This is a genomic window from Mycolicibacterium sediminis, from assembly GCF_010731735.1.
In the GTDB taxonomy this organism is placed as follows: Bacteria; Actinomycetota; Actinomycetes; order Mycobacteriales; family Mycobacteriaceae; genus Mycobacterium; species Mycobacterium sediminis.
Genome location: NZ_AP022588.1, coordinates 5,003,506 through 5,030,235, shown reverse-complemented (window position 1 = coordinate 5,030,235; position 26,730 = coordinate 5,003,506). Strand labels below are relative to the sequence as shown.

General features: G+C 70.7%; 19 protein-coding genes and 1 pseudogene. 10 read left to right on the top strand and 10 right to left on the bottom strand.

Annotated elements, in window-relative coordinates; translation table 11 throughout:
- Nucleotides 1–20: 20 nt before the first annotated feature.
- On the bottom strand, nt 21–2,066 hold the full coding sequence (locus tag G6N64_RS23975) for a glycoside hydrolase family 15 protein (RefSeq protein ID WP_409370789.1): 2,046 nt from the start codon (nt 2,064–2,066) through the stop codon (nt 21–23).
- Nucleotides 2,067–2,098: 32 nt separating this feature from the next.
- A complete protein-coding gene (locus G6N64_RS23970; RefSeq protein WP_163800329.1) occupies nt 2,099–3,328 on the bottom strand; it encodes an FAD-dependent oxidoreductase in 1,230 nt (409 codons plus the stop codon).
- A gap of 18 nt (nt 3,329–3,346) precedes the next feature.
- On the opposite strand from G6N64_RS23970, the gene G6N64_RS23965 reads away from it, so the two are divergent.
- From G6N64_RS23965 to G6N64_RS30730, 7 genes and pseudogenes are all read left to right on the top strand, one after another.
- On the top strand, nt 3,347–3,541 hold the full coding sequence (locus G6N64_RS23965; protein WP_163800328.1) for a hypothetical protein: 195 nt from the start codon (nt 3,347–3,349) through the stop codon (nt 3,539–3,541).
- Nucleotides 3,542–3,657: 116 nt separating this feature from the next.
- Nucleotides 3,658–3,750 (top strand): Ms4533A family Cys-rich leader peptide, encoded by a 93-nt coding sequence (locus G6N64_RS30740; RefSeq protein ID WP_409370782.1) that lies wholly within the window; start codon nt 3,658–3,660, stop codon nt 3,748–3,750.
- A gap of 123 nt (nt 3,751–3,873) precedes the next feature.
- Complete coding sequence (locus G6N64_RS23960; protein ID WP_163800327.1) at nt 3,874–4,908, top strand: sulfate ABC transporter substrate-binding protein; 1,035 nt, start codon at nt 3,874–3,876, stop codon at nt 4,906–4,908.
- Nucleotides 4,905–5,774 carry a sulfate ABC transporter permease subunit CysT gene (gene cysT / locus G6N64_RS23955; RefSeq protein WP_163800326.1) on the top strand — a complete coding sequence of 290 codons (870 nt, stop codon included), beginning with the start codon at nt 4,905–4,907 and terminating at the stop codon, nt 5,772–5,774. The genes G6N64_RS23960 and cysT overlap by 4 nt, the downstream gene beginning before the upstream one ends.
- The gene (cysW, locus tag G6N64_RS23950; RefSeq protein ID WP_163800325.1) at nt 5,771–6,583 is read left to right on the top strand and encodes a sulfate ABC transporter permease subunit CysW; all 813 of its coding nucleotides are present in this window, start codon (nt 5,771–5,773) and stop codon (nt 6,581–6,583) included. Before cysT ends, cysW begins: the two co-directional genes overlap by 4 nt.
- 30 nt (nt 6,584–6,613) lie before the next feature.
- Nucleotides 6,614–7,276, top strand: a pseudogene (locus tag G6N64_RS30735) (sulfate/molybdate ABC transporter ATP-binding protein); the annotation flags it as partial.
- Between the two features lie 30 nt (nt 7,277–7,306).
- The gene (locus G6N64_RS30730) at nt 7,307–7,663 is read left to right on the top strand and encodes a TOBE-like domain-containing protein (RefSeq protein WP_409370788.1); all 357 of its coding nucleotides are present in this window, start codon (nt 7,307–7,309) and stop codon (nt 7,661–7,663) included.
- Between the two features lie 3 nt (nt 7,664–7,666).
- Here the strand turns inward: G6N64_RS30730 and G6N64_RS23940 are convergent, their stop codons facing one another.
- The 7 genes from G6N64_RS23940 to G6N64_RS30725 all read right to left on the bottom strand — a co-directional run bounded on the left by G6N64_RS23940 (nt 7,667) and on the right by G6N64_RS30725 (nt 14,940).
- Complete coding sequence (locus G6N64_RS23940) at nt 7,667–9,442, bottom strand: zinc ribbon domain-containing protein (protein ID WP_163800323.1); 1,776 nt, start codon at nt 9,440–9,442, stop codon at nt 7,667–7,669.
- Complete coding sequence (locus tag G6N64_RS23935) at nt 9,439–11,064, bottom strand: S53 family peptidase (protein ID WP_163800322.1); 1,626 nt, start codon at nt 11,062–11,064, stop codon at nt 9,439–9,441. Before G6N64_RS23935 ends, G6N64_RS23940 begins: the two co-directional genes overlap by 4 nt.
- Nucleotides 11,065–11,149: 85 nt before the next feature.
- A complete protein-coding gene (locus tag G6N64_RS23930; protein WP_308206627.1) occupies nt 11,150–11,401 on the bottom strand; it encodes a hypothetical protein in 252 nt (83 codons plus the stop codon).
- Nucleotides 11,402–11,587: 186 nt separating this feature from the next.
- Nucleotides 11,588–12,307, bottom strand: coding sequence for a sirohydrochlorin chelatase (locus G6N64_RS23925; RefSeq protein ID WP_246230781.1), 720 nt, complete (start codon nt 12,305–12,307; stop codon nt 11,588–11,590).
- A gap of 4 nt (nt 12,308–12,311) precedes the next feature.
- Complete coding sequence (locus tag G6N64_RS23920; protein ID WP_163800320.1) at nt 12,312–13,016, bottom strand: phosphoadenylyl-sulfate reductase; 705 nt, start codon at nt 13,014–13,016, stop codon at nt 12,312–12,314.
- Between the two features lie 3 nt (nt 13,017–13,019).
- The gene (locus G6N64_RS23915; RefSeq protein WP_163800319.1) at nt 13,020–14,711 is read right to left on the bottom strand and encodes a nitrite/sulfite reductase; all 1,692 of its coding nucleotides are present in this window, start codon (nt 14,709–14,711) and stop codon (nt 13,020–13,022) included.
- 115 nt (nt 14,712–14,826) lie between these two features.
- Nucleotides 14,827–14,940, bottom strand: coding sequence for an Ms4527A family Cys-rich leader peptide (locus G6N64_RS30725; RefSeq protein ID WP_409370781.1), 114 nt, complete (start codon nt 14,938–14,940; stop codon nt 14,827–14,829).
- Between the two features lie 83 nt (nt 14,941–15,023).
- Here G6N64_RS30725 and hemW point away from each other — a divergent pair, with 83 nt between their 5' ends.
- Together hemW and G6N64_RS23905 are read left to right on the top strand one after the other, a co-directional pair.
- Complete coding sequence (gene hemW, locus G6N64_RS23910; RefSeq protein ID WP_163800318.1) at nt 15,024–16,166, top strand: radical SAM family heme chaperone HemW; 1,143 nt, start codon at nt 15,024–15,026, stop codon at nt 16,164–16,166.
- A gap of 68 nt (nt 16,167–16,234) precedes the next feature.
- Complete coding sequence (locus tag G6N64_RS23905) at nt 16,235–21,454, top strand: type I polyketide synthase (RefSeq protein ID WP_163800317.1); 5,220 nt, start codon at nt 16,235–16,237, stop codon at nt 21,452–21,454.
- A 17-nt stretch (nt 21,455–21,471) separates the two neighbouring features.
- Here G6N64_RS23905 and G6N64_RS23900 read toward each other — a convergent pair whose 3' ends face one another.
- The gene (locus G6N64_RS23900) at nt 21,472–23,124 is read right to left on the bottom strand and encodes a (2,3-dihydroxybenzoyl)adenylate synthase (RefSeq protein ID WP_163800316.1); all 1,653 of its coding nucleotides are present in this window, start codon (nt 23,122–23,124) and stop codon (nt 21,472–21,474) included.
- Between the two features lie 101 nt (nt 23,125–23,225).
- Here G6N64_RS23900 and G6N64_RS23895 point away from each other — a divergent pair, with 101 nt between their 5' ends.
- Nucleotides 23,226–26,720, top strand: a complete 3,495-nt coding sequence (locus G6N64_RS23895) for a non-ribosomal peptide synthetase (protein WP_163800315.1) — start codon at nt 23,226–23,228, stop codon at nt 26,718–26,720.
- The last annotated feature ends 10 nt before the right edge of the window (nt 26,721–26,730 follow it).

Below are 26,730 nucleotides of genomic sequence, written 5' to 3'. Positions count from 1 at the left end.
AGTCTGAACGCCCGCTGAACTCAGGTGGGCGCGTTGGCCGGCTGGAACCCGCCCGTGCTGTCCGCCTCGTCCTCGGCCCGGATCACGTGCACGACCGCGTTGATCAGCGCCAGGTGGGTGAACGCCTGTGGGAAGTTGCCGAGGTGACGTCCGGTGCGCGGCTCGATCTCCTCGGCGTAGAGGTGCAGCGGGCTCGCGAACGACAGCAGTCGCTCGCAGAGATGCTTGGCGCGACTGAACTCGCCGATCTCCACCAGCGCCGACACCAGCCAGAACGAACAGATGGTAAAGGTGCCCTCTTCGCCGGACAGGCCGTCGTCGGTCTCCTCGACGCGGTACCGCAGCACCAGACCGTCCTCGGTGAGTTCGTCGGCGATCGCCAGAACCGTGTTGCGAACGACGGGATCGTCCGACGGCAGGAATCGCACCAGCACCGCCAACAGCAGTGAGGCGTCGAGCGCGTCGTCGCCGTAGCGCTGGGTCAGGACGCCTCGCTGATCGACGCCGTGTGCGAGGACGTCGGCCTTGATCTCCTCGGCGACCGCCCGCCACTGCTGCGCGTAGCTCTTCTCGCCCTGCAGTTCCGCCAGCTTGGAGCCGCGGTCCAGAGCGACCCAGCACATGATCTTGCTGGACGTGAAGTGCTGCGGCTCGCCGCGCACCTCCCAGATGCCCCGGTCGGGCTCCTTCCAGTGCTTGATCGCCTCTTCGACCTGATTCTTCAGCACCGGCCACAGCATCTCCGGGATCTGTTCGCGTGACTTTGCGTGCAGGTACACCGAATCCAGCATGGTGCCCCAGATGTCGTGCTGCATCTGGTCGAATGCGCCGTTGCCGATCCGGACCGGACGCGAGTTGTCGTAGCCCGACAGGTGGTGCAGTTCCTCCTCCACCAGGTGTCGTTCGCCGCCCACGGCGTACATCACCTGAAGCGGATGGCGCTCACCGTTGTTGGCGCCCGACACGTCGGCGATGAACGCGAAGAAGTCGTCGGCCTCCCGATCCAGTCCCAGCGTGTACAGGCCCCAGAGGGCGAAGGTGGAGTCCCGGATCCACGAGTACCGGTAGTCCCAATTTCGTTCACCCTGCGGGGTTTCCGGAAGCGAGGTGGTGCTCGCCGCGAGCAGTGCGCCGGTCGGCGAGTAGGTCAGCCCCTTGAGGGTCAGGGCGCTGCGCTGCAGGTACGAACGCCAGGGGTGGTCGGGGAAGTCGCCGATGTTGATCCACTGCCGCCACGACTCGCTGGTCTTCCACATCTTGTCCGCGGCCTCGTCGAACGTCTGCGGCGCCGGATGACCGGACCAGCTCAGCGCGACGAACACGTTGTCGCCCTCGGACAGTCGGGTCCGCGCCCGCGCCTCGTGGCCCTCCAGGCCGATCCGCAGATTGCTGGTGAGGCGCAGCGTCGGATGGGCCTCGGGATCCTTGCCTGCCCGGGCGATCGCCTCGCCGTAGGCGGCGGCCGAGTACTCCCAGGTGGCGCTCTGACGGTGGTAGTCGAACGACGGCTCGCAGCTCATCACCAGCTCGACGACGCCGCTCACGCAGCGGACGGTGCGCAGCAGGATGTGCTCGGCGTCCCAGTCCATGGGCGTCCGGCGGTGTGTGCGGGAACGGGTTTCGAGGTCGTGCCACGGCCCCATGACGAGTGCGTCCCGCACGATCAGCCAGCCGGTGTGCGTCTGCCACGTCGTCTCGAGGATCAGGCTGCCCGGCAGGTACCGCCGGGCGGCGGGCACGGTGACGCCGTAGGGCCCGAGCCGGAAGTGGCCGGCGCCGCGGTCCAGGATCGCGCCGAACACGCTGGGGGAGTCCGGGCGTGGCACGCACATCCACTCGACCGACCCCGCCGAGGAGATCAGACAGGTGTTCTCGCAGTCGGACAGGAAGGCGTAGTCCGCGATCGGCGGGAACGGATTGCGCAGCGCACCTCCTGCCACGTACGGCACCGGCGAGGTGACGGTGAACGGCGTGACCAAGTCCGCGTGGGGTCGCTCGTGGGCGTCCCCGTCGCCGTTGGTGCCGTCCGAGGATCCGATCTGCTGCAGAACCATGTCGGACATCATCGACCGCGGACCCGTCCGCCGTCTACCGGAGGTCACCGCCGCGCGTACGCGGGGGCGTGCTCGGGCAGCGGGCCGATCGCCACGCCGTACGCGGCGATGGCGCGCAGCGCGGGGAACCGGTTGGCCAGTCGCACGGCCCGGGGCGCTTCGCGCAGGCCGGCGTCAGTGCCGATCGCGACGGCGATCGCACGGTCCTGCACGGTCCGTTGCACCCGCTGGACGATGGCCGCGGGCAGCCACCGCCGCACCTGGACCGTTGCGAGATGCCGTCGTGCGACCGCGCCGCGCCGCAACGGCGCCGCGAGGATGCGGCCGGCCGCGACGGCGTCCGCCACGGCCAGGTTGATGCCCACCCCACCGATGGGCGACATGGCGTGGGCGGCGTCGCCGATGAGCAGCAGGCCATCGGCGTACCAGCGGCGCAGTCGGTTGAGCTGGACGTCGAGCAGCTTGACCTCGTCGAAGGACTCCAGTCCCTCGCGGCCGGCCAGCCACGGCGCCAGCTCGGCCACCTTGTCGCGCAGGGCGTCGATGCCCTCTGCCCGGACCGCTGCGTCGGTGCCCTTGCGGATGAGGTAGGCGATCTGGAAGTAGTCCCCGCGGTCGATCAGCGCACACCCGTGGCCGGACGCGAAGACGCCGTTGAGGCCATGCGGGTCGCCCGCGTGGCGGGGCAGCCGGAACCACCACACGTCCATCGGGGCGCCGAAGTTGCGCGTCGACAACCCGGCGGCGGCCCGCAGGGTCGAGGACCGGCCGTCGCACGCCACGGTGAGGACGGCACGCATCTCCCGCTCCACCCCGTCGTCCCCGCGGTACCGCACCCCGGTGATGCGCCCACTCGACCGGATCGGCGCGAGCACCTCGGTACTGCGCAACAGGTGGAAACTGGGCTCTGACTCGGCGGCCGTCGCCAGCAACTCGAGGAAGTCCCACTGCGGGACGAGTGCGATGTGCTTGTGCGCGCCGGGCAGCCCGCCCAGGTCGACGTGCACGTCCGTGCCCTGAATGCTCGCGGTGATGCTGTCGATCATGCGGTGCGGCAGCGCGGCGAACGCCTCGCCGAGGCCCAGTTCGTCGAGCAGGCGCAGCGTGCTGGCGTGCACGGTGTCACCGCGGAAGTCGCGCAGGAAGTCGGCGTGCTTCTCCATCACCGTGACGTCCACCCCGGCACGGGCGAGCAGCAGACCCAGCATCATCCCCGCGGGGCCACCCCCTACGACCAGGCATGTCGTCGACGCCGCGTAGTCGTTCACGACCATGATCGTAAGGTGGACGCGATGGGCGGCATCTTGAATTGGTGGGACGGCGTCGAACTCTGGCTGTCCGGGCTCGGCTTCGTCGCGCAGACCGTGGTCGTCATGCCGGTGGTCCTGCTGCTGGCCTACGGTGCTGCCGTGGTGCTCGACGGTGCGCTCGGCAACGGGATACGCCTGCTGAACCGCGCCAGGCACGCCGAGGAGGACGAGTCGTGAACGGCATGCCGCGCTCACGGGTGACCCTCATCCTCGTGCTGCTGCTACTCCTCGTGGTCGTCATGTGGCTGGTCGCTCGGTAATACCGGCTACCTGGCTCTGTTATATTTCCGCCCATGCGCGCACCGTCCGGCAGCACCGAGGGCCACGTCCTGGCCCTCATTGCCGTGGATGTCCGCGCCGTAGCCGACGTCTCCTGTTGTCGCTGACCCAGCCCGTTCGCGGTTCGGCGTCGGTGATGGTCGTCCAGGTGCTTGCGCCGGCCACGATTCGAACGCATCGCCCTTCCGCGACGGGGAACCCCACCCCCACATCGCAAGGAAAGGCTTCAGATGCCCAAGACCACGAGGACCTGGCTGTCCGCCGGTGCCATAGCCCTCACGGCCTCGCTGCTCGCCGCATGCGGCGGCGGCGGCGCGAGTGACGTCGCCGGCGGTGGGGACCAACCGGCGGCGGACACGACGCTGACGCTTGTCGCGTACGCGGTCCCGGAGCCCGGCTGGAAGAACGTCAGCAGCGCCTTCGCGAACACCGAGGACGGCAAGGGCGTCGCCGTCACCGGGTCCTACGGGGCCTCCGGCGACCAGTCCCGCAAGGTCGAGGCGGGCACCCCCGCCGACATCGTGAACTTCTCCGTCGAACCGGACGTCACCCGGCTGGTCAAGGCCGGCAAGGTCGCCGAGGACTGGAATGCCGACGCCACCAAGGGCATCCCCTTCGGCTCGGTCGTCACGCTGGTCGTCCGCCAGGGCAATCCGAAGGGCATCAGGGACTGGGACGATCTGCTCAAGCCCGGCGTCGAGGTCGTCACACCCAACCCGCTGAGTTCCGGATCCGCGAAGTGGAACCTGCTGGCCCCGTACGCGGCGAAGAGCAACGGCGGCCAAGATCAGCAGGCCGGTCTCGACTACCTCGGCCGACTGCTCACGGGCGAGCACCTGAAGGTGCGACCCGGTTCCGGCCGCGAGGCGACCGACGTCTTCCTGCAGGGCAGCGGCGACGTCCTGATCGCCTACGAGAACGAGGCGATCAACTCGAAGAAGACCCACCCGGACATCGAATGGGTCACCCCGCCCCAGACCTTCAAGATCGAGAACCCGGTCGCCGTGATCAAGGGTGGACAGCACGAGGCCAAGGCCAATCAGCTCAAGAACTTCCTGTACACCCCCGAGGGTCAGAAGGCATGGGCCGAAGCAGGTTTCCGCCCCGTCGACCCGGCCGTGCTGGAGCAGTTCGCGGATCAGTTCCCCGCGCCGCAGAAGCTGTGGACCATCGCCGACCTCGGTGGCTGGAAGGACGCCGATCCCAAGCTGTTCGACAAGTCCAACGGCTTGATCTCGACGATCTACGGCAAGGCGACTGGATGACCTCTTCCATCTCCGAGGTGACCGTTCCGGGTGCCGGCGATGCCGGCCCCGGGGCGCCCCGCGGGCGCAGGTCGCGCCACGGCAGCACGTCGCTGCGCGTGGGTGCGGCGTCGATCTGGCTCAGCGTCATCGTGCTCCTCCCGCTGGCCGCGATCGTGTGGCAGTCGGTGGGCGGTGGACCCGAGGCGTTCTGGACCGCGGTGACGTCCAACGCGGCGATCGCCTCGTTCAAGGTGACGCTGACCATCTCGTTCGCGGTCGCCGTCATCAACCTGTTCTTCGGCCTGCTCGTCGCCTGGGTGCTGGTGCGCGACGACTTCCCGGGCAAGCGTCTGGTCGACGCGATCATCGACCTTCCGTTCGCGCTGCCGACCATCGTGGCGAGCCTGGTCATGCTGGCGCTCTACGGCCCCGCCAGCCCGATCGACGTGCAGCTCAACTTCACCAAGTGGGGCGTCGGCATCGCCCTGCTCTTCGTCACGCTGCCGTTCGTGGTGCGCTCGGTGCAGCCGGTGCTCCAGGAACTCGATCGCGAGACCGAGGAGGCGGCCGCGTCGCTCGGCGCCAACAACTGGGTCATCTTCACCAAGGTGATCCTGCCCGCGCTGCTGCCGGCGCTGCTGTCGGGCGCGGGCCTCGCGTTCTCCCGGGCCATCGGCGAGTACGGCTCCGTGGTGCTGATCGGCGGCGCGGTGCCCGGCGAGACCGAGGTGTCCTCGCAGTGGATCAGGACCCTCATCGAGAACGACGACCGCACGGGCGCGGCCGCCATCTCGATCGTCCTGCTGACCGTCTCGTTCGTCGTCCTGTTCGTCCTGCGCACGATCGGGTCGCGCGCGGCGAAGCGGCAGGAGTTGGCGACGTGACGTTGTCCCCGACGGTGAAGCGCCTGCTGCGGTTCACGGCGCTGTTCTACCTGGCCGGTCTGCTGATCGTCCCGGTCGGACTGATCCTCTACCGGACGTTCGCGCCCGGTTTCGGCGCGTTCGTCGACTCCATCTCCACCCCGGCGGCGCAGTCGGCGCTACAGCTGTCCCTGCTGACCGTGGCGATCGTCGTGCCGCTCAACGTCCTGTTCGGCGTACCGACCGCACTGGTGCTGGCGCGCAACAAGTTCCGTGGCAAGAGCGCACTGCAGGCCGTGATCGATCTGCCGTTCGCTGTGTCGCCGATCGTGGTCGGCGTCGCGCTGATCCTGCTGTGGGGCACCGCGGGCGTCTTCGGATTCGTCGAGAACGACCTCGGCTTCAAGATCATCTTCGGATTCCCCGGCATCGTGCTCGCCAGCATCTTCGTCACGGTGCCGTTCGTGATCCGCGAGGTCGAACCCGTCCTGCACGAACTCGGGACCGATCAGGAGGAGGCGGCCTCCACCCTGGGGTCGTCGTGGTGGCAGACGTTCTGGCGGATCACGCTTCCGTCGATCCGCTGGGGACTCACCTACGGCATCGTGTTGACGATCGCGCGGACCCTCGGCGAGTTCGGCGCCGTCGTCATGGTGTCGTCCAACCTGCCGGGCATCTCGCAGACCCTGACCCTGCTCGTCTCCGACCGCTACAACCGCGCCGACATGTACGGCGCCTACGCCATCTCCACCCTGCTGATGACCGTCGCCGTCATCGTGCTCGTCGTCCAGGTGGTCCTCGACGCCCGCCGTGCCAAGCAGAGCAAGTGACATGTCCACCGATTCGGGAAGACTGAAGCCATGACCGACGCCATCATCGTGCGAGGCGCCACCAAGCACTACGGCGACTTCGCCGCGCTCGAGAACGTCGACTTCGAGGTGCCGAAGGGCTCTCTCACGTCACTGCTCGGGCCGAGCGGATCGGGCAAGTCGACCCTGCTGCGCGCCATCGCGGGTCTCGACCAGCCCGACACCGGAACCATCACGATCAACGGCCGGGACGTGACGCACGAGCCGCCGCAGCGTCGGGGCATCGGCTTCGTGTTCCAGCACTACGCGGCGTTCAAGCACCTGACGGTGCGCGACAACGTCGCGTTCGGGCTCAAGATCCGCAAGCGCCCGGCCAAGGAGGTCAAGCAGAAGGTCGACGACCTCCTCGACGTCGTCGGTCTCGGTGGCTTCCACGCCCGCTACCCGAATCAGCTCTCGGGCGGGCAGCGCCAGCGCATGGCCCTCGCGCGCGCCCTCGCCATCGACCCCGAGGTGCTGCTGCTCGACGAGCCGTTCGGCGCGCTCGACGCGAAGGTCCGCGAAGACCTCCGGGCCTGGCTACGCCGACTCCACGACGAGGTGCACGTCACCACGGTGCTGGTGACCCACGACCAGGCGGAGGCGCTCGACGTGTCCGACCGCATCGCCGTGCTCAACAAGGGGCGGATCGAGCAGGTCGGAACACCGACCGACGTCTACGACGCCCCGGCGAATGCATTCGTGATGTCGTTCCTCGGCGCCGTCTCGTCCCTGAACGGAAACCTGGTGCGCCCGCACGACATCCGCGTGGGACGCAACCCCGAGATGGCCATCGCCACCGACCGTGCGGACGGCTCCACGGGCGTGGTCAAGGCGACCATCAACCGCGTGGTCGTGCTCGGCTTCGAAGTGCGCATCGAACTCACCAACGCCGCGACGCAGCAGCCGTTCCAGGCGCAGATCACCCGCGGCGACCTCGAGGCGCTGGGATTGAAGGAGGGCGACGTCGTCTACGTCCGCGCGACTCGCATCCCGCCGATCCCGGGTGGCGGCGAGCTGGCGCCTGCGGACGACGACGTGTCGGCGCTCAGCAAGGCGTGACCGTCAGCGTGGCGGGTCGCCGCGCCAGGTGAAGCTGTTCACGTACTTGCCCATGTCGAGGGCGAGGAAGAAGTTGGCCCCCGACGGATGCCCCGACCCGAACTCCGGCGTGAACTCCCGGAACGGGCCCGCCCCGGCGGCGATCAGGGCGTAGTCGTTCTTGACCGCCACCATCACCAGTACCCGGGCCCTCGCGTCGTCGTCGACCGAGTCGCTCGGGAAGACGTCGACCACCTCGCCGTAGCCCGGTTCGTAACCCACCATTGCGTTCGGGATTTCGTAGGCGAAGGTCGCGTCGTCATAGTGGTCCTCGACGACCTGCTTGGCGATCTCACGGGCACTGCGGCCCTCTGCGGGTTCGCCGAAGAGGCGCAGGACGCCGCCTTCCCCTGCGAGGAGTTCGAGCACCACCCCATTCGGCTCGAACGTCGCCTGGTATGCCGTCCCCTCGCCCGGGTAGGACACCGTGAATTCTCCGGTGTCCGGGGTGAAGCGCGGGTTGGTGGCGACCGGTTCGCTGATCGGCGGGCGTCCGCACTCCGGAGGACAGACGTAGTTGGGCTCCGGTGGCGTCAGCCACGCCGACAACGCAACCGATCCCGCGAGCAGCACCGCCGTGCCTGCGCCCATCGCGGTGGTGAGCAAAGCGGGCCGAACCCGGCTTCCCGTGGGCAGTGCTCGCGCCGCACCGCACTTCACACAGAACCGCGGGCCCGACTCGTCCGCGCCGCACTGGGGGCACGTCTCGTCGGTGGGCGCGTCGTCACGGGACTCGTGCAGCAGCGTGGTGTGCAGCACGATCCGGAGCGCGGCCACCGCCAGCACCGCCAGCAGCGCGTAGACCGCCACGTCGACGGCGTAGGGGACCTCCACCAGGTCGAGCAACCCGAGACCCAGGTAGGCGACGACTCCGAACGCGACGACGCCCAGCGGCGAGGTCGCTCGGCGTGGCGGGGGACGGGGATCATCGGGCCGTGCCGAGAACCAGAGGCCGGCCCCGAACGCGCCGGCCACGGCCGCCGCCGTCAGCGGCAGCGCGACGCCCTGCACGATCGCGGCGGCCGCCAACCCGACGAACGACCGGGTGTTGTCCTCGTCCGCCTCCGAGGCGAACGAGGCCGCCAACCGGACGAGAGTGCCCACGCCGGTGAAGCAGTAGGCGGCGAGTGCGCCGATCACGTACCCGGTCAAGACGTCTCGGTCGTTGCGCCGCCACAGGCGCACCACCAGGACGGTGGTGAACAGGCAGAGTACGAACGACAGCGGGACCGCCAGGTCCGTCACCAGTACACGGGTGAGGCTGACGGGAAGGCCCAGCGCGTCGCCCGACTCGAGGGCCGCCGCAGCCTCCGTGCCGAGCGCCCACGCGACGCCGAGGCCGGCACTCGTGCCGACGGTGACCGACAGGACGCCGAGCCCGACTACTCGTCCGACGACGCCGATCGTGCACGCGTAGGCAACGAACAGGAGCAGCAGGCCCAGACCGACCGCCGCGACCAGTGGCGGCTGCCACCGGAACGCCGCCGTCACCACCAGCACGGCCACGACGACGATCAGCGCGATGCGGAAGACGCCGAGCAGCCGGCGCGGAAGCAGCGGATAGACGGTCGTGACGAGCCCGGGACCGACCGCCGAACCGTGCGCCGCACCGCCATACCTGGAGCGGCGCAACCAATCCGGGCCGTCACCGCGCCTCGACGTGGTCAGCGCGCCGCACTGCCCGCAGAAGTCGCCGTCGGTCGGTCCGATGCCGCAGGCACGGCACTTCGGCGCGCTCACCGCGGTGCGACGCCCCGCTGTACGTCGAGGAAGTCGTCGACGAGCGCCTCGACGTTCGGGCTGCCCAGTCCGGTGACGAGGTCGTATCCCGGGCCGGTCAGATCGACCGCGTTGGCGCCGAGGTCCACGTCGCGGAACCCGGGTGCATTCGCCCCGGACGCCACCCGGTACAGCATGGGATTGATCGCTCCCACCGCCCGACCGCCGTTGGCGATGAGGTACTGGTTCATCAGCGCGGTGAGGCCCGCCCAGATGGGTGCGGCCTGCGACGTACCCGCTCCGACGAGGTCCTGGCCGTCGAACCGGATCTTCACTCCCGTGAACGGATCGGCGGCGGCGGAGACGTCGGGGGTCAGCCGGCGCTTGCGCTTACCGCTGTCGCGCTCGACGTCGAGCCCCCGCTGCCACGCCGGTCGGGGGAACAGCTTGGACACCCCGCCGCTCGTGCCCTGCGACAGCGGCGAGTCGAACCAGGCCTGCTCGGCCTGCCACTGACCCGCCGCGTCCGTCGAGAGCGTGGTGCCACCCACCGACGTCATGGCGGGCAGAGACGCCACCGCGTCGAGCCCGACGTCGTCGGGCCCTGGCGGGGCCGACCAGTTGGGTCCGCCCTTGCACTCCAGGCCTGCGGTGTCGCCGCTGGCGGTGAACGCCGCAGTCCCGTGCGACTGGGCCCGTTCGAGCGCCGACTGCACCGGTTTGAGGTCGGTCGCCGTGATCAGGGCGTCGCATCCCCAGCCGATCGAGAGGCTCCACACCGCGCCGGGGTACTCGCGGTCGGCCTCGTCGAACATCTCGGCGATCCGCTCGTAGGTCCGGCCGCCCTCCAGCGTGGGACGCGCGTTGACGACCACCTTTCGCGCGTCGGGGGCGATCGCGTGTGCGACCTGGAGGTCCATCACCGTCTCGGCGCCGTTCGTGTCGTCGGGCATGCCGCCCAGCAGGACGGGCTCGAGCGGCGGCAGTCCCGACATCGTGGTGAAGTCGTCGAGGTCCTTCTGGTCGAAGCCGTGGAAGGCGTAGACGACGATCGTCTGGCCCTTGCCGGTGAAACCCCGTGCGGCGAGACCATCGGCGTTGTACGCGGTCAGCAGGTTGGTGGGGGTCAGGCCCTGGCGTGGGACGTCCAGCGGGAACGTTCCCGGCCGTGCCTCGCGGTGCGGGGTGAAGCCGAGGATGCGGCCGAGGTCGGTGACGCCGTCGCGGACCGCCTCCGGAACCGCGGGCTGGCTGGGCGATGCGTAGAACACCTCGTCCCGCCGACCGCGGTAGTCGTGCACGGGCACGTCGAAGGCATCGGCGACGGCGTCGGCCGAGCCCTCGACGATGGCCCAGTCCTCGCCCGGGTGCCAGCGCACGCCGAGACCCACCCCGTCGGCCCACCGCATCAGGGCCGATGGGTGCGCAGAATCCCGGAGCGCCACTGTCAGTCGAGCGTCGGCCCGACGGGAGGGGCCGAGATCCACCGCGCTGGCCAGCAGCGCGGCGTACGGGCCGCCGATGGTCGAGGAGGCCTCCGGTCGCTGCCCGGGATCAGGCGCGAGCACGGTCGTGGCCAACAGCATCGTCACCGTCAGCCAGCCGCCGAGGATCAACCTCGCCGGTCCGCGTGTACGTGTCATGACGTCGTCGTCGATGAGCCGATGTCCCGTGCGCCTCCCGCGGAGCGACGACGCCGTCGCGCTCCGCCGGAGCCGCTGGACACGATCAGCTGCGGTGGCCGCCGTTCTCGCGGTGGTTTCCGGGTCCCTGAGTCGGGGCCGGCGGCGCCAGGACGGGAGGCGAGAAGCTGTTCGCGCCGCCGGGGGTGAGCCCCTTCTCCGTCGGCGTGGGAGCGACGGCGGACGTCGTGGTGGTGGTCGTCGGCGTGGTCGACGGAGTCGGCTCCTCGCTCGTGCCACAGCCGGCGGTGAGTGCACCCATCGCGATGATCGCTCCGCCGCCGGCAACGAGTGCCAAGCGACGGGTGATACGACCTGAAATCATGGTGTTGTCCATTCTCATCCCCGGGATTGGCACCGACCGCTGCTGTACGAGTGGTCGGCGTTGCAACACTGACGTCAATATGATGCCACAGATTTGACGGACCGAAGCGTAGCCGCAAACCACACGGCTGTGCGACGAACCTCCTGGATCGGCAGCCGGTCAGGCAGCGGCGTACGCGGACAGCGTTTCGTCGAAGCGGTCCAGCAATGTCGCGGCCACCAGGTTGTGGGCACCCAGCGGAGCGGCGACCGAGCAGCCGAGGGCTGCCGCCGAGACCGCGACGCGGTCGGTGATGCGGCCGGGCGCCAGGAACCAGGGCGCCACGACCAGACGTCGGGCCCCGCGCAGGCGCAGCGCGCGTGCCGCGTCGGCGACGGTCGGCTCCGGCCGCGTCGCGAACGCCACCTCCGCACCCGCCCAGTCCGTGGCGGACTCGAGTGTCGTCGCGACGGACGCCGTGCGCGCGTTCGCGGCGTCGCTCGACGATCCGACCGAGGTCACGATCACGCCGAGTTCGGGATCGTCCGGTGCGACGCCGTGCTCGGCGAGGCGCTGACCGAGCAACCCGATGAGCGCCGGGTCCTCGCCGAGGACGTCGGCCAGCCGGACGTGTGCGCCGGACGCCTCGATCATCCGCGGGATGTCGACCCGTGCGTGGTACGCGCCGGCGAGCAGCATCGGCACGACGACCGCGGAATCCCCGCGGGTGGCGACGTCGGCGAGAACGTCGGCCAGGTTGGGCTCCGACTGTTCGACGAAGGCCACCCGGACGTCCAGCCACGGGCGCAACCGGCGCATCCGTCCCGCCAACGCGTGCGCGACCGCGGACGACCGCGGATCGGCGCTGCCGTGTGCGGTCAGGACGAGTACCTCGGTCACGAGGTCACGAGGCGTGTAGCCCGCACTCCGTCTTGGCCAGCCCGGCCCAACGCCCGCTGCGGGGATCGGCGCCGGCGATCGGCTTGGCGGTGCAGGGCAGGCAGCCGATGGACGGGTAGCCCTCGTCCACCAGAGGGTTGACCAGGATGCCATGCTCGTCGATGTAGTCCTGCATCTCGTCGTCCGACCAGGGCGCGATCGGGTTGATCTTCACCAGACCGAAGGCCTTGTCGAAGCTGATCAGCGGGGCGTTCGCGCGCGTCGGCGCCTCGACCCGCCGGATGCCGGTCACCCACGCGGAGTAGCCCTTGAGGGCCCGTCCGAGGGGTTCGACCTTGCGCATCCCGCAGCACGCCCCGGGATCGCGGGCGAACAGGTCTTTGCCGTGAATCGAGTCCTGTTCGGCCATCGACTTCTCGGGCCGCACGTTGACCACGTTCACGTCGTAGACCGCCTCGACGGCGTCACGGGTGCCGATCGTCTCGACGAAGTGGTAGCCGGTGTCGAGGAACAGCACGTCCACACCCGGCCGGATCTTCGCGGCCAGGTCGACGAGGACGGCGTCCTGCATGTTGGAGGCCACGATGTAATCGCCCGCGAAGTGGTCGTCGGTCCAGCGCAGCAGTTCCACCGCCGACGCGTCGGCCATCTCCCGTGCGCCGCGCTCGGCGAGTTCGATCAGGTCGTGCTCTGTGCGCAAATCAGTCATGTGCTACCTCAAATCGGCTTCGTCTGCTCGTACTGCCCACGTAGCGAAACGCTCGCCGTCCTCGCGTTGTTTCACGAAGTTGCGAACGACCCGCTCGATGTAGTCGCCGAGTTCGTCCGACGTCACCTTGTGCTGACGCAGTTTGCGGCCGAAACCGCTGTCCAACCCCAGGCTGCCACCGAGGTGGACCTGGAAACCCTCGACCTGTTCGCCGTTGCCGTCGTCCACCATCTGGCCCTTGAAGCCGATGTCGGCGACCTGGATCCGGGCGCACGAGTTGGGGCAGCCGTTGATGTTGATCGTCACCGGCACGTCGAGCTGGGCGTTGAGGTCGTCGAGCCGCTGCTCCAGTTCGGGCACCAGCACCTGAGACCGACTGCGGGTCTCGGCGAACGACAGCTTGCAGAACTCGATTCCCGTGCAAGCCATCAGGTTTCGACGCCAGTGCGACGGTTGGGAGGGCAGGCCCAGCTCGTCGAGTCCCGCGCGCAGCGCATCCAACTGGTCGTCCGGAACGTCCAGGATGATCAGCTTCTGGTACGGCGTGAACCGGATCCGGTCACTGCCCGCGGCCTCCGCCAGGTCGGCGACCTTGGTGAGGATCGTGCCCGACACGCGCCCGGCGATCGGCGCGACGCCCACCGCGTTGAGCCCGTTCTTGAGCTTCTGCACGCCGACGTGGTCGATCGGCCGGGTCGCCGGCGTCGGGGCGGGGCCATCGATCAGCGGACGCTTCAGGTACTCGGTCTCGAGCACCTGGCGGAACTTCTCGACACCCCAGTCCTTGATGAGGAACTTGAGACGCGCCTTCGCGCGCAGACGGCGGTAGCCGTAGTCGCGGAAGACGCTGACCACGCCCTCCCAGACGTCGGGCACCTCGTCCAGCGGCACCCATGCGCCGACGCGCTGGCCGAGCATCGGGTTGGTGGACAGCCCGCCGCCGACCCACAGGTCGAAGCCGGGGCCGTGCTCGGGATGCTCGACGCCGATGAAGGCGACGTCGTTGACCTCGTGCACCACGTCCTGAAGGCCGGAGATCGCGGTCTTGAACTTGCGCGGCAGGTTCGAGTACTCGGGCTTGCCGACGTAGCGCTTGACGATCTCGTGGACCGCGGGGGTGCCGTCGATCACCTCGTCGAGGGACTCGCCCGCGAGCGGGGAGCCCAGCACCACGCGGGGGCAGTCGCCGCACGCCTCGGTGGTCTGCAGGCCGACCTCGTCGAGGCGACGCCAGATCTCCGGCATGTTCTCCACGCCGATCCAGTGGAACTGGACGTTCTGCCGGTCCGAGATGTCGGCGGTGTCCCGTCCGAAGTCGGTGGAGATTCCGCCGAGGGTGCGCAGCGATGCCGCGGTCAGCGCGCCGCCGTCGCTGCGGACGCGCAGCATGAAGAACTCGTCCTCGAGCATGTCGGTGTTGTCGTCACCGGTCCACGTGCCGTCGTACCCGGGCTTGCGCTGGGTGTAGAGGCCCCACCAGCGGAAGCGGCCACGCAGGTCGCCCTTGTCGATGCTCTCGAATCCGCCCTTGGCGTAGATGCTCTCGATGCGTTCGCGGACGTTGAGCGGGTTGTCGTCCTTCTTGGCCTGCTCGTTCGCGTTGAGCGGTTCCCGGTAGCCGAGCGCCCACTGGCCTTCGCCGCGAGGACGCTTGGCGGGCTTGGCCTTGGGCGGCGTGGATTCTGCTGTGGTCATGGGGTTCGCCCCTTCTCGCAAGGAGCCGGCGTTCGGATCGCTACGCACCGGGGGCTGTCCGGCGTCGAGGATCCGGAGCGGCCAGCTGAAGTTCAGTGTGGCTGGTGGTCCGAGATCAAACGTTGCAGGGAAGACAGCAACTGCTACAGACCCGCTTGAAGTCGACATGCCGCCGGGCCACCAGCGATACGCGGGTGGGCGAGCTGAAGGCGACAGTCACGGAGCCCATTCTGCCACGGTCGGCCCATCGCGCCCTAATGGGGCCAGATTCAGGCTCGTGGTGAGCAAAAGTCGTTCTGGGACACTGGTCGGGTGAGCATCGCGGTCGGTCGAGGGGCATTCGGCATCTACGTACACGTCCCGTTCTGTGCCACCCGCTGCGGATACTGCGACTTCAACACCTACACGCCGTCGGAGTTGGGTGGGGCGAACCCCCGGGGCTGGCTCGAGGCGCTGAAGCAGGAACTGGCGCTGGCCGCCGCGACGCCTGCGGGCGCACGCGCGGTGAACACGGTGTTCGTCGGCGGCGGGACGCCGTCCATGCTGGGTTCCGACGGCCTCGCCGAGGTGCTGGACGCGATCCGGTCCGAGTTCGTCCTGGCGCCCGGCGCGGAGGTCACCACCGAGTCCAACCCGGAGTCGACGTCGTCCGAGTTCTTCGCGAGGCTGCTCGACGCCGGGTTCACCCGGATCTCGCTGGGCATGCAGTCGACCGCCCCGCACGTGCTCAGGGTGCTCGACCGCGTGCACTCGCCCGGCCGGGCAGTGGAGGCGGCGCTGGAGGCCCGGTCCGTCGGGTTCGACCACGTCAACCTGGACCTGATCTACGGCACGCCGGGAGAGACCGACGACGATCTCCGTCGTTCCATCGACGCCGCGATCGGCGCCGACGTGGACCACGTGTCGGCGTACGCACTGATCGTCGAGGACGGCACGGCGCTGGCACGCAGGGTGCGCCGGGGCGAGGTCGTCTCGCCGGACGACGACGTGATGGCGACCCGCTACGAGCTGCTCGACGAGCGTCTGGCCGCCGCCGGCCTCGACTGGTACGAGGTGTCGAACTGGTGCCGTCCCGGCGGCGAGTGCCTGCACAACATGGGCTACTGGGCGGGCGGCGAGTGGTGGGGTGCGGGTCCGGGGGCGCACGGGTACGTCGACGGCAGGCGCTGGTGGAACGTCAAGCACCCCAGCACGTACGCCGAGACGCTGGCGCGCGGAGAGCTGCCGGTCGCGGGCTTCGAGGAGCCGTCGACCGCCGAACGCCACCTCGAGGACGTGATGCTGCGGATGCGGCTGCGCGACGGCCTGTCCGTGGACCTGCTGGAGGACCGCGAGCGGGCACGTGCCGAGAGTCTGTGCCAGGACGGGCTTCTCCTCGGCGGCGACGGTCGCCTGGTACTGACCGACCGCGGCCGGCTGCTGGCCGACGCCGTCGTGCGCGACCTCCTGGACTGACCGCTCGGGGCCTGGTCCCCGGTCCGGGTAGTCGTCCGTCGCGGGTGTCCTCGTGCCAAGATTCTGGCATGAACTTAGGCAAGGCTATCCAGAGTTCGGACGGTGGCCCGCTGCCCACGCCCATCGCCGTCATCGGCCTCGGCTGCCGCGTCGCCGGTGCGGTCGGCACCCCCGCCGACTTCTGGACCTTCCTGCTCGACGGTCGCAGCGACGTCCGCGAGGTGCCCGAGGAGCGCTGGGAGCCCTACCTGCACCGTGATCCGCGCAACGCCGCCGTGCTGCGGGAGACCACCCGATGGGGGACCTTCCTCGACGACCTGCCCGGCTTCGACGCGGAGTTCTTCGGCGTCTCTCCCCGCGAGGCGGAGCTGATGGATCCGCAGCAGCGGCTCGCCCTCGAGGTCAGCTGGGAGGCGCTCGAGCACGCCGGTGTCCCGCCGTCGTCGCTGGCGGGCAGCGACACGGCCGTGCTCATGGGCGTGAACTCCGACGACTACGGCAAGCTGATCATGGAGGACCTGTCCGGCGTCGAGGCATGGACCGGGATCGGAACGTCGTTGTGCGGCATCGCCAATCGCGTGTCGCATCTGCTCGACCTCCGCGGTCCGAGCGTCGCGCTGGACGCTGCCTGCGCCGCCTCGCTGGTCGCCGTCCACCAGGCCTGCCAGATGCTCCGGGCTGGCGAGACGTCGCTGGCGCTGGCGGGCGGCGTCAGCGCGCTGATCGGTCCGGGGCTGGTCCGGGTCCTCGACGAGGCCGGCGCCACCGCCCCGGACGGACGGTGCAAGACGTTCGACGCCGCGGCCGACGGCTACGGCCGCGGCGAGGGAGCGGGCGTCGTCGTCCTCAAGAGACTGGACGACGCCCGCCGCGACGGCGACCGCGTGCTCGCCGTCGTCCGGGGCGGCGCGATCGCCCAGGACGGCAGGACCGTCGGGATCATGTCGCCCAACGGGGAGGCCCAGGCGGACATGTTCCGGCGGGCCTGCGCCACCGCCGGCGTCGACCCGGGGAGCGTCGGCTTCGTCGAGGCGCACGGCACCGGCACGCCGACGGGTGATCCCACCGAGGTGCGGGCCATCGCCGAGGTCTACGGCGTCGGCCGCAGCGCCGGCGACGCCTGCCGGATCGGATCGGTGAAGCCCAACGTCGGCCACCTCGAGGGCGGTGCAGGGGTGATCGGGTTGATCAAGGCGGTCCTCGCCCTGCACCACGAGGTGATCCCGCCGACTGCCGGTCTCCGCCGATTGACCCCGGCCGTGGACTGGGCGGGCAGTGGTCTGCGGGTCCCGACCGAGGTGGAGCCCTGGCCCCGCTCCGCGACGCCGCGGCGTGCCGCGGTGTGCAGCTACGGCTACGGGGGCACGATCGCGCACGTCCTGCTGGAGGAGGCGCCCGCCGCCGTCGCGCCGCGGAACCGCGACGTCGCCGGACCGCTGGTGGTCCCGGTGTCGGCCCGCTCGGGGAGCCGCCTGGCGAGCCAGGCCGAGGCACTCGCCGACCACCTGCGGACCGCCGACGTCCCCGTCGACCGGGTCGCCGCGACGGCCTGGACCCGTCGGGGCCACGAACGGTTCCGGGCCGCCGTGGTCGCCGAGCGCCCGCACCAGCTGACGGGTGCCCTCGACGCCCTCGCCCGCGGGGAGGCCGCCACCGACCTGGTGACCGGAACCGTGCCCGCCGACGGCGGCGCGGACGCGGTGTGGGTGTTCTCCGGGCACGGCTCACACTGGCCGGGCATGGGCCGCGAACTGCTCGCCGCCGAGCCGGTCTTCGCCCGCGTCGTCGACGAGGTCGACGAGGTGTTCGCCACCGAACTGGGGTTCTCCGCCCGCGCGGCCCTCGAGTCGGGAGACCTCGGCGGAACCGACCGGGTGCAGGCACTGACGTTCGCGATGCAGGTCGGGTTGGCGGCCGTGCTCCGCGAACGCGGCGTGACGCCCGCGGCCGTCATCGGTCACTCCGTCGGCGAGGTGGCGGCATGCGTCGTGTCCGGTGTCTTCACGCTCCGCCACGGTGCGGCCGTCGCCTGCCACCGTGCCCGCGGGTTCCGGTCGGTGGCGGGGGAGGGCGCCATGGCGCTGGTCCGGTTGCCGTTCGACGAGGCCGAGCGCCGGCTCGCCGGCCGGACCGACGTGGTCGCGGCGATCAGCGCGTCGCCGGAGTCGACGGTGATCTCCGGGCTCGTCGACGCCGTCGAGGCCGTCGGCGCTTCGTGGTCCGACGACGGCGTCGTGGTGCGCCGCGTCAACACCGACGTCGCATTCCACAGCCCGGCGATGGACGCGCTCACCGGTGACCTCGCGCGCAACGTGGCGGCGCTCGCGCCGTCGCTGGACGCCGACGTCCCGCTCTACTCGACCGCGCTCACCGATCCGAGGTCGACCGCCGCGCGCGACGCCGCCTACTGGGTGGCCAACCTGCGCGGCAGGGTGCGCTTCGCCGAGGCGGTCACCGCGGCCGCCGAGGACGGTCACCGGCTGTTCCTCGAGGTGTCCGCGCACCCGGTGGTCTCGCACTCCATCGCCGAGACCCTGCTGACCCTCGGCATCGACGAGCACGCCGCCGTGCCGGTGCTGCGCCGCGACGCCCCCGAGATGCGTGCCGTCGCCACCGCGGTGGCGTGGCTGTACTGCCACGGCGCGTCGATCGACCACGGTCTCTCCACGACGGACGCTTGGGCGGGCGACCTGCCCGGCACCCGGTGGCAGCACCGCCGCTTCTGGCGGACCCCGACCCCGCCGCCCGGTGGCAGCGGCCTGCACGACACGTCGACCCACACGCTGCTGGGCGGGCGGACCGACGTCACCGCCGGCGTGCCCACCGCGATGTGGCAGACCCGCCTCGACTACGACAGTCGCCCATATCCCGGCACGCACCCCGTTCGGGGCACCGAGATCGTTCCCGCGGCAGTGCTTCTCACCACCTTCCTGGCGGCGGCGCGCACCGGACGATCCGTCCGCACGGGTGGCTGCGAGGGTATCGGGCTCGCAGACGTCCGCCTGCGCACCCCGGTCGCGCCGGCGCGCGCCCGCGACCTCCAGATCGTCCTGCAGGACCGCGAGCTGACGCTGTCGTCGCGGCTGGTGGACGGGCCCGAGGGCGGGTGGCTCGTCCACAGTCGTGCGGTGGTCGCCGTCGGGGACGACATCGACGAACTCCTCGCCACCACCTGCGACCTGGCGGCCGTTCGACGGAGATGCGCCGAGGTGCTGCCCGCGCCTCACGTCGTCGACGCGCTGGCCGGTCTGGGTGTCGCAGACATGGGATTCGATTGGGACGTAGACGATCTCCGTCGTGGCGACGGTGAACTGCTGGCCGTGGTGGCCGCGGCCCGCGACGGATCGGTGCCGGCGTCGTGGGCACCGCTCGTCGATGCGGCGACGTCCGCGGCGTCGGTGATCTTCGACGGTCCACCGCGGCTGCGCATGCCCGCCCGAATCGAACGCGTGCACGTGCACGGCGAACCCCCCGCCGTCGCGACGCTGGTGGTCCGACGCAGGCCGGACACCACGGTCACGGACGTCTGGATCACCGACGAGTCGGGGTCGGTGCTGATGTCGATCACCGGGATGGGCTTCGAGGAACTCGAGAACCCCGGTTCGGAACCCCTCGCCGACGACGTCGGCCGGATGCTGCACCACGTGGCATGGCGCGAGGTGGCGTGCCCGCCCGGGGTGAGGCCGACGCACGTGCTGCTCGTGGGTGGGGACGCCGATGGTCTCGCCGCCGCCGTTCGCGACGTCTCGGCCGCCGGGGTGCCCTACCGCGCGGTGGAGGATCCCCGCGAACTGGTCAGTTCGAGCGAGAGTGATTCGACCCCAGCAGATCTCGGCGCCGGGGCAGTGGTGCTGGTACTCCCGCGCCGCGACGACGATCCGGTGCAATCCGTCGACCTCGTCGTCCGGACGCTGCGCCGGATGCAGGAGCTGGCGTCGACCGCGCGTCTATGGGTCCTGACCACCGGCGTGCACGAGGGTGCCAACCTCGCACACTCGCCGCTGTGGGGTCTCGCCCGGATCGCCGCAGCCGAACACCCGAATCTGTGGGGTGGTGTCGTCGACGTGGCGGACGGCCGTCCACCCCTCGCGGCACTCGCGTCGTTGCACGGGCACGGTGTCGTCGTCGTCCGTGACGACACCGCACTGGTCGCCCGGCTCGCGCCGATCGAGCCGTCGGCCGGCGTCCCCATGGAGTGCTCACCCGGTGGCACGTACCTGGTCACCGGTGGCACGGGCGCTCTCGGTCTGCTCGTCGCGCAGCGACTCGCCGATCTCGGCGCCCGCAGACTGGTCCTGCTGTCGCGCTCGGGTCTGCCGGAGCGGTCCGCGTGGGGCGGGGCCGGCCAGTCCGCGGCGGTTCGCGGCGTCGCGGCGCTCGAGGACCGCGGCGTGTCGGTCACGATCGCCGCCGTCGACCTCGGTGCGCCGGGCTCCGCCGACGACCTGCGGGCGGTCCTGCGCGACCTTCCCCCGGTCCGCGGCGTCGTCCACGCCGCGGGAGTGGAAGCCGGTGCGCTGCTTGCCACTACGACACCGTCCGACTTCGCGGCCGCGATGCATCCGAAGGTGCGCGGCACGCTCGTCCTGCACGAGGTGTTCCCGCCCGAGCAGCTGGACTGGATGGTGCTGTTCTCGTCGTGCGGGTACCTGGCCGGCTTCCCCGGGCAGGGCGCCTACGCCTGCGCGAACTCGTTCCTCGACGTGATGGCTCGCCAGCGGCGCAGCCTGGGTGACCGCACGACGGCGATCGCGTGGACGGCATGGCGCGGGCAGGGGATGGGCTCGTCGTCCGAGTTCGTCGCCGCGCAGCTCGACGCGCTGGGCATGGGTACCGTCGGCGTCGACGACGCGATGCGCGCACTCGACCTCGCGATGCGCGACGACGATCCGAATGTCGTCGTGCTGCCGCTGCTATCGGCGGCGGCACGGGTGCCGATGCTCGCCGAGGTGGCACCTGCGGCACGCCGCGACGGCTCGGACGGGGAGTCGGATGCCGACCCCCGGGTCGAGTCGGGACCTGCCGACCCGGAGTGGGTGAGTGGTCAGGTCCTCGCGGCGGTGGCCGCACAGGTCGGTCTGCCCGAGAGCGACGTCGACCTCGACCTGCCGCTCGTCGAACTCGGGGTCGACTCGATCATGACCGTTCGCCTGCGCCGCCAGCTCGAGAAGCAGACCGGCCTGTCGCTGTCGCCCACGCTGCTGTGGGAGCACCCCACCGCGGCCGCGGTCATCGAGATGCTCTCCGAGCTGCTGTCGGCCGAGGAACGGACGGCCCCGGCGCGCTGATCCGCGGCAGGCGCGGGTCAGTGCGCCGACACCGCGGCGATCACCTTCTTCTTGTCCACCTTGCCGACCGCCGTCATCGGCAGCGACGGCATCGGCACCAAGACGTCGGGACGGGCGTGCGTCGACGCGCCACGCTCGTCGAGGAAGCCGTTCAGTTCGGCCAGTCCGACGGGGGTGCCCCTGAAGACGACTGCGGCGCAGATCTTCTCGCCGAGGTACTCATCGGGCAGGGCGACCGCCGCGGCGGCGTAGACGGCCGGATGGGTGAGCAGGTGGTCCTCGAGGTCCGTCGCGGACACGGTCTCGCCGCCTCGGTGTATCACGTCCTTGATGCGCCCGACCACCTCGACGTTCCCGGCCAGCGGCCCGTCGGCGAAGATGCGCACCCGGTCACCCGACCGGTAGAAGCCGTCCGGGCTGAACGACCGGGCGTTGGCCTCGTCGGCACGGTAGTAGCCGTTGAGCGTGTAGGGCCCGCGCACCAGGAGTTCGCCCACCGCGCCGGGCGTCACGTCGACACCGGCCTCGTCGACGACGCGCAGTTCGTCGTGCGGCGAGACGGGCCGCCCCTGCGTGTTGGCGACGACCTCGACGGAATCGCCGGGGCGGGTGAACTGCAGCATCCCCTCGGCCATGCCGAAGATCTGCTGCAGGCCGGTGGTCAGACCGTCGTAGATGTAGCGAGCCTCGTCGGGCGACAGCCGTGAGCCGCCCACCTGGACCAGGCGCAGCGACGTCGGGAGCACCGGCTCCCACTCGCACGCCTGGGTCCACAGCTTCGCCAGCGCGTTGACCAGAGCGGTGACCGTGACGCGGTGCCGTTCGATGAGGGGGAACGCCGACTCCGGGCTGGGGTCGTCGGTGAAGACGGTGGTGGCCCCGACCGTCATCGAGCCGAGCATGCCGGGGCACGCGAACGGGAAGTTGTGGCCCGCTGGGAGCACCACCAGGTACACGTCGTCGTGGACCAGGCCGCACGCTCGGGCGCTGGCCGTTGCGTTGTAGACGTAGTCGTCGTGCGTGCGGGGGATCAGCTTGGGCAGTCCCGTGGTGCCGCCGGACACGAGCAGCAGAGCGGGTGCCGACGTGTCGACGACGACGTCCGGCGGTCCGGTGGGCGTCTCGTCGGCGAGCGCGGACCACGATTCGTGCGGGCCCGGGTCGCCGAGCACCAGGACGTGACGCAAGCCGGGATTCGCCGCGGCGACGTCGGTTGCCATGTCGCGGTAGTCGAATCCGGCGACGACGTCCGGGATGACCATGCCGACCGCGCCGCTGACCGAGGCGAAGTGACCCATCTCGGCAGAGCGGTGGCCGGGCAGGCACAGCACGGGCACGATGCCGGCCCGCAGGAGTGCGAACGCGGCGACGGCGAACTCCCGGGAGTTCGGCAGCTGCAGCAGCACACGGTCGCCGGGACGCAGCCCGCGTGCGGCGAGTGCGGCGGCGATGCGGTCGGCCAGGGCGTCCAGTTCGGCGAAGCCGTACGAGCCGCCCGCGTCGACGACGGCCGCCTTGTCCGGCCACTGCGCCGCGGCCTGCCGAAGGATGGTGTCGAGCGCACGCCCCTCCCAGTAACCGGCCTGCCGGTACACGGCCGCCCGGTCGTCGGGAAACGGGACGAAACCCCGCGTGAGATCACGTTGCTGGTGGTCGAAACCGGTGCTCATGGGTGACCGCTGGCCCTCCGGGTAGGTGTGTTCGGCACGTCGAGGATAGGGTAGCCTCCCCCAAGTTAGGGCAGCCTTTACTAATTGTTGGAGGATCCACCGTGGGTGTCGCCGCGACGAGTCCGCAGACCGTGCGCGAGGAGGTCGCCGAACTGCTCGGCATCTCGTCCGACGCCCTCGACCCGCACGCCGACCTCATCGCGTCCGGCCTGGACTCGATCCGCATGATGTCGCTGTCCGGCCGATGGCGCAAGCAGGGGATCGACGTCGGGTTCGCCGCGCTCGCAGCGCAACCCACGGTCGAGGCCTGGGCGGCCCTCGTCGCCGAACGCACCGGTGTGGAGCGTTCCGAGCCGGCGCCGGACACGATCGACCCCGGTGATCCCGACGCGCCGTTCCCCCTCGCCCCGATCCAGCACGCGATGTGGGTGGGCCGGCACGGCGAGCAGGAACTCGGTGGCGTCGCCGCGCACCTCTACGTCGAGTTCGACGGTTCGGGAGTCGATCCCTCGCGCCTCGCCGCCGCGGCGGCCAGACTCGCCGAGCGCCATCCCATGCTGCGCCAGGAGATCCTGCCCGACGGGACGCAGCTGATCGGCGATCGGGAACTGCCCGTCACGGTCGCCGACCTCCGCGACCTCGATGCCGCGGACGCCGAGGCCGAACTCCTGCGGATCCGCGACGCGAAGTCCCACCAGCTGCTCGACGGCGAGGTGCTGCAGATCGCGCTGTCGCTACTCCCCGGCGGTCGCACCCGCCTGCACGTCGACATGGACATGCAGGCAGCCGACGCCGTCAGCTACCGCAACTTCATGGCCGACCTCGCGGCGTACTACCGGGGTGCCGACCTTCCCGGCCTCGGCTACACCTACCGCGAGTACCGCGCGAGGCTGACCGCGACCACGCCGCCTCCACCGGAGGAGGACGTGCGGTGGTGGGCCGAGCGGATTCCGGATCTGCCCGAACCCCCTGCGCTGCCGCTCATCCCGCGCGACGAGCAGCAGGACCCGTTGCGCAGCATCCGGCTCTGGCACGTCTTCGACGTGCCCACCCGCGACGCGCTGTTCGATGCCGCACACCGGCGTGGCATCACCCCCGCGATGGCCGTCGCCGCCACCTACTCGAACGCGCTCGCGCACTGGTCGACCGACTCCCGGTTCCTGTTGAACCTGCCCATGTTCGGCCGGGAGCCCTACCATCCCGACGTCGACGCGCTGGTGGGCGACTTCACCTCGTCGCTGATGCTCGACATCGACCTCGCCGGCACCGACACCCCCGCCTCGCGGGCGCGTGCCGTCCAGGAGGTGCTGCACGCGACCGCCCGGCACTCCTCGGTGTCCGGCCTCGACGTGCTCCGCGACGTCAGCCGTCACCGCGGCACGCAGACCCTGGCCACCATCGTGTACACCAGCGCGCTCGGCCTTGGCGATCTGTTCGCCGGTGACGTCACCGACCAGTTCGGCGAGCCGGTGTGGACCATCTCGCAGGGGCCGCAGGTGCTCATCGACGCCCAGGCGACGCCGTTGACCGACGGGTTGATGATCAACTGGGACGTCCGCAGGGACGCCTTCCCGCCAGGGGTGCCCCAGGCGATGTTCGCCCATCAGCTCGGCGAACTGGCCCGACTCGCCACCGACGACGCCGCCTGGGACGCGCCCGACCCGCCGGCACTGGCACCGGAGTCCCGCGCGGTCCGCGACGCCGTCAACGCCACCACGGCCACCCCGAGCGGCGAGACGCTCGTCGACGGCTTCCACCGGCACGCCCGGGACTCTCCCGGCGCGATCGCCGTGATCTCCGACGGCGGCACGCTGACCTACGGCGAGCTGCGTGACGAGGCGCTGGCCATCGCCGCCGCGCTGCAGTCGCGCGGTGTGCACCGCGGCGACGTGGTGGCGCTGATGGGGCCGAAGGACGCCGAGCAGATCCCGGCGCTGCTCGGAATCCTCACCGCCGGTGCGGCGTACCTGCCGGTCGGCGTCGAACAGCCCGCCGAGCGCGCTGCCCGGATGCTCGAGACCGGCGGCGTCGAGTTCGCGCTCGCGACGGGTGACCGGCTGCCCGACGTCCTCGACGACTGCGGCATCCCTGGGCTGACCGTCGCCGACGCCGGGATCGTCGGCGATCCGGCGCACTTCGACCGGCCGGCCATCGGACCGGACGACCTGGCGTACGTCCTGTTCACCTCAGGGTCGACCGGTGTGCCCAAGGGCGTCGAACTCACCCACGACGCCGTGCTGAACACGCTCGAATTCCTCTACCAGCACTTCGAGATCGACGCCCGCGACCGCGCGCTGGCGCTGTCGCACCTGGAATCCGACATGTCGGTGCCCGACGTCTTCGGCACGCTCCGCGTGGGCGCGGCCCTCGTCGTGGTCGACGAGGAGGATCGCCGCAACCCCGACGCCTGGGCACGGCTCATCGCACGGCACGGGGTGTCGGTGGTCAACTTCCTGCCGGGCTGGCTGGAGATGCTCGTCGAGGTGCCGGGCGACCTGTCGTCGCTGCGCGTGGCGATGATCGGCGGCGACCTGGTGCGGCCGAGCCTCGTGCGCGCTGTGCGCGAGCGCTCCCCGCTCGTCCGGTTCGCCGGCCTCGGCGGCGCGACGGAGACCGCGGTGCACGGCACGATCTTCGAGGTCGGCCCCGACGTCGACCAGGCGCTGCCCACGCACGCGCCGCTGGTGCCCTACGGAATCCCGTTCCCCAACAACGCCTGCCGGGTGGTCGACGCCCGCGGCGAGGACTGCCCCGACTGGGTGTCGGGTGAGTTGTGGTTCACGGGTAGGGGGATCGCCCGCGGGTACCGGGGCAGACCGGACCTGACGGCGGAGAAGTTCGTCGAGCACGAGGGCCGCACCTGGTACCGGACCGGTGACCTCGCCCGCTACCGTCCGGACGGCACGCTTGAGTTCGTCGGGCGCGCCGACCACCGCGTCAAGATCAGCGGTTACCGGATCGAACTTGGCGAGGTGGAGGCAGCGCTGGCCCGCACGCCCGGCGTCGGCGCGGCGGTCGCCGCGGTGGTCCCCATCGACGGCGGCCGCGACGTCCTCGGTGCGCTGCTGCGCATCGACGACCCGGCCCTCGACACCGCCGCCGTCGCCGCGCGCCTCGCCGACGTACTGCCCGCCCACATGGTCCCGCAGGTGCTCGTCGCGGCGGACCGGATCCCGTTCCACAACGGCAAGATCGACCGCAGGGCCGTCGCCCGGCGCCTCGCCGAGGAAGGCATCGACGCCGAGCGGAGCTACCGCGCGCCGTCGACGCCGCTGGAACTCGCGCTCACCGCGATCGTCGGCGACGTGCTGGGCCGCGACGAGGTCGGCATGGACGACGACTTCTTCGCGCTCGGTGGTGATTCCGTGCAGGCGACCGCAACCGTCGCCCGGATCCGCGACTGGTTGGACACGCCCACCGTGATGGTGCCGGACGTGTTCGCGACCAGGACCGTCGCGGCGCTGGCTCGTCGGCTCGTCGAGCGCGAGTCGGGGAGCGACCGGCTCGAGCAGGTCGCCGAGCTGTATCTGGAGATCTCCGCAATGGACGGCGCCGAGGTCGACTCGGAGCTGGACCGCGCGTCGGCGTCGCGATGAGCGGAGGGCC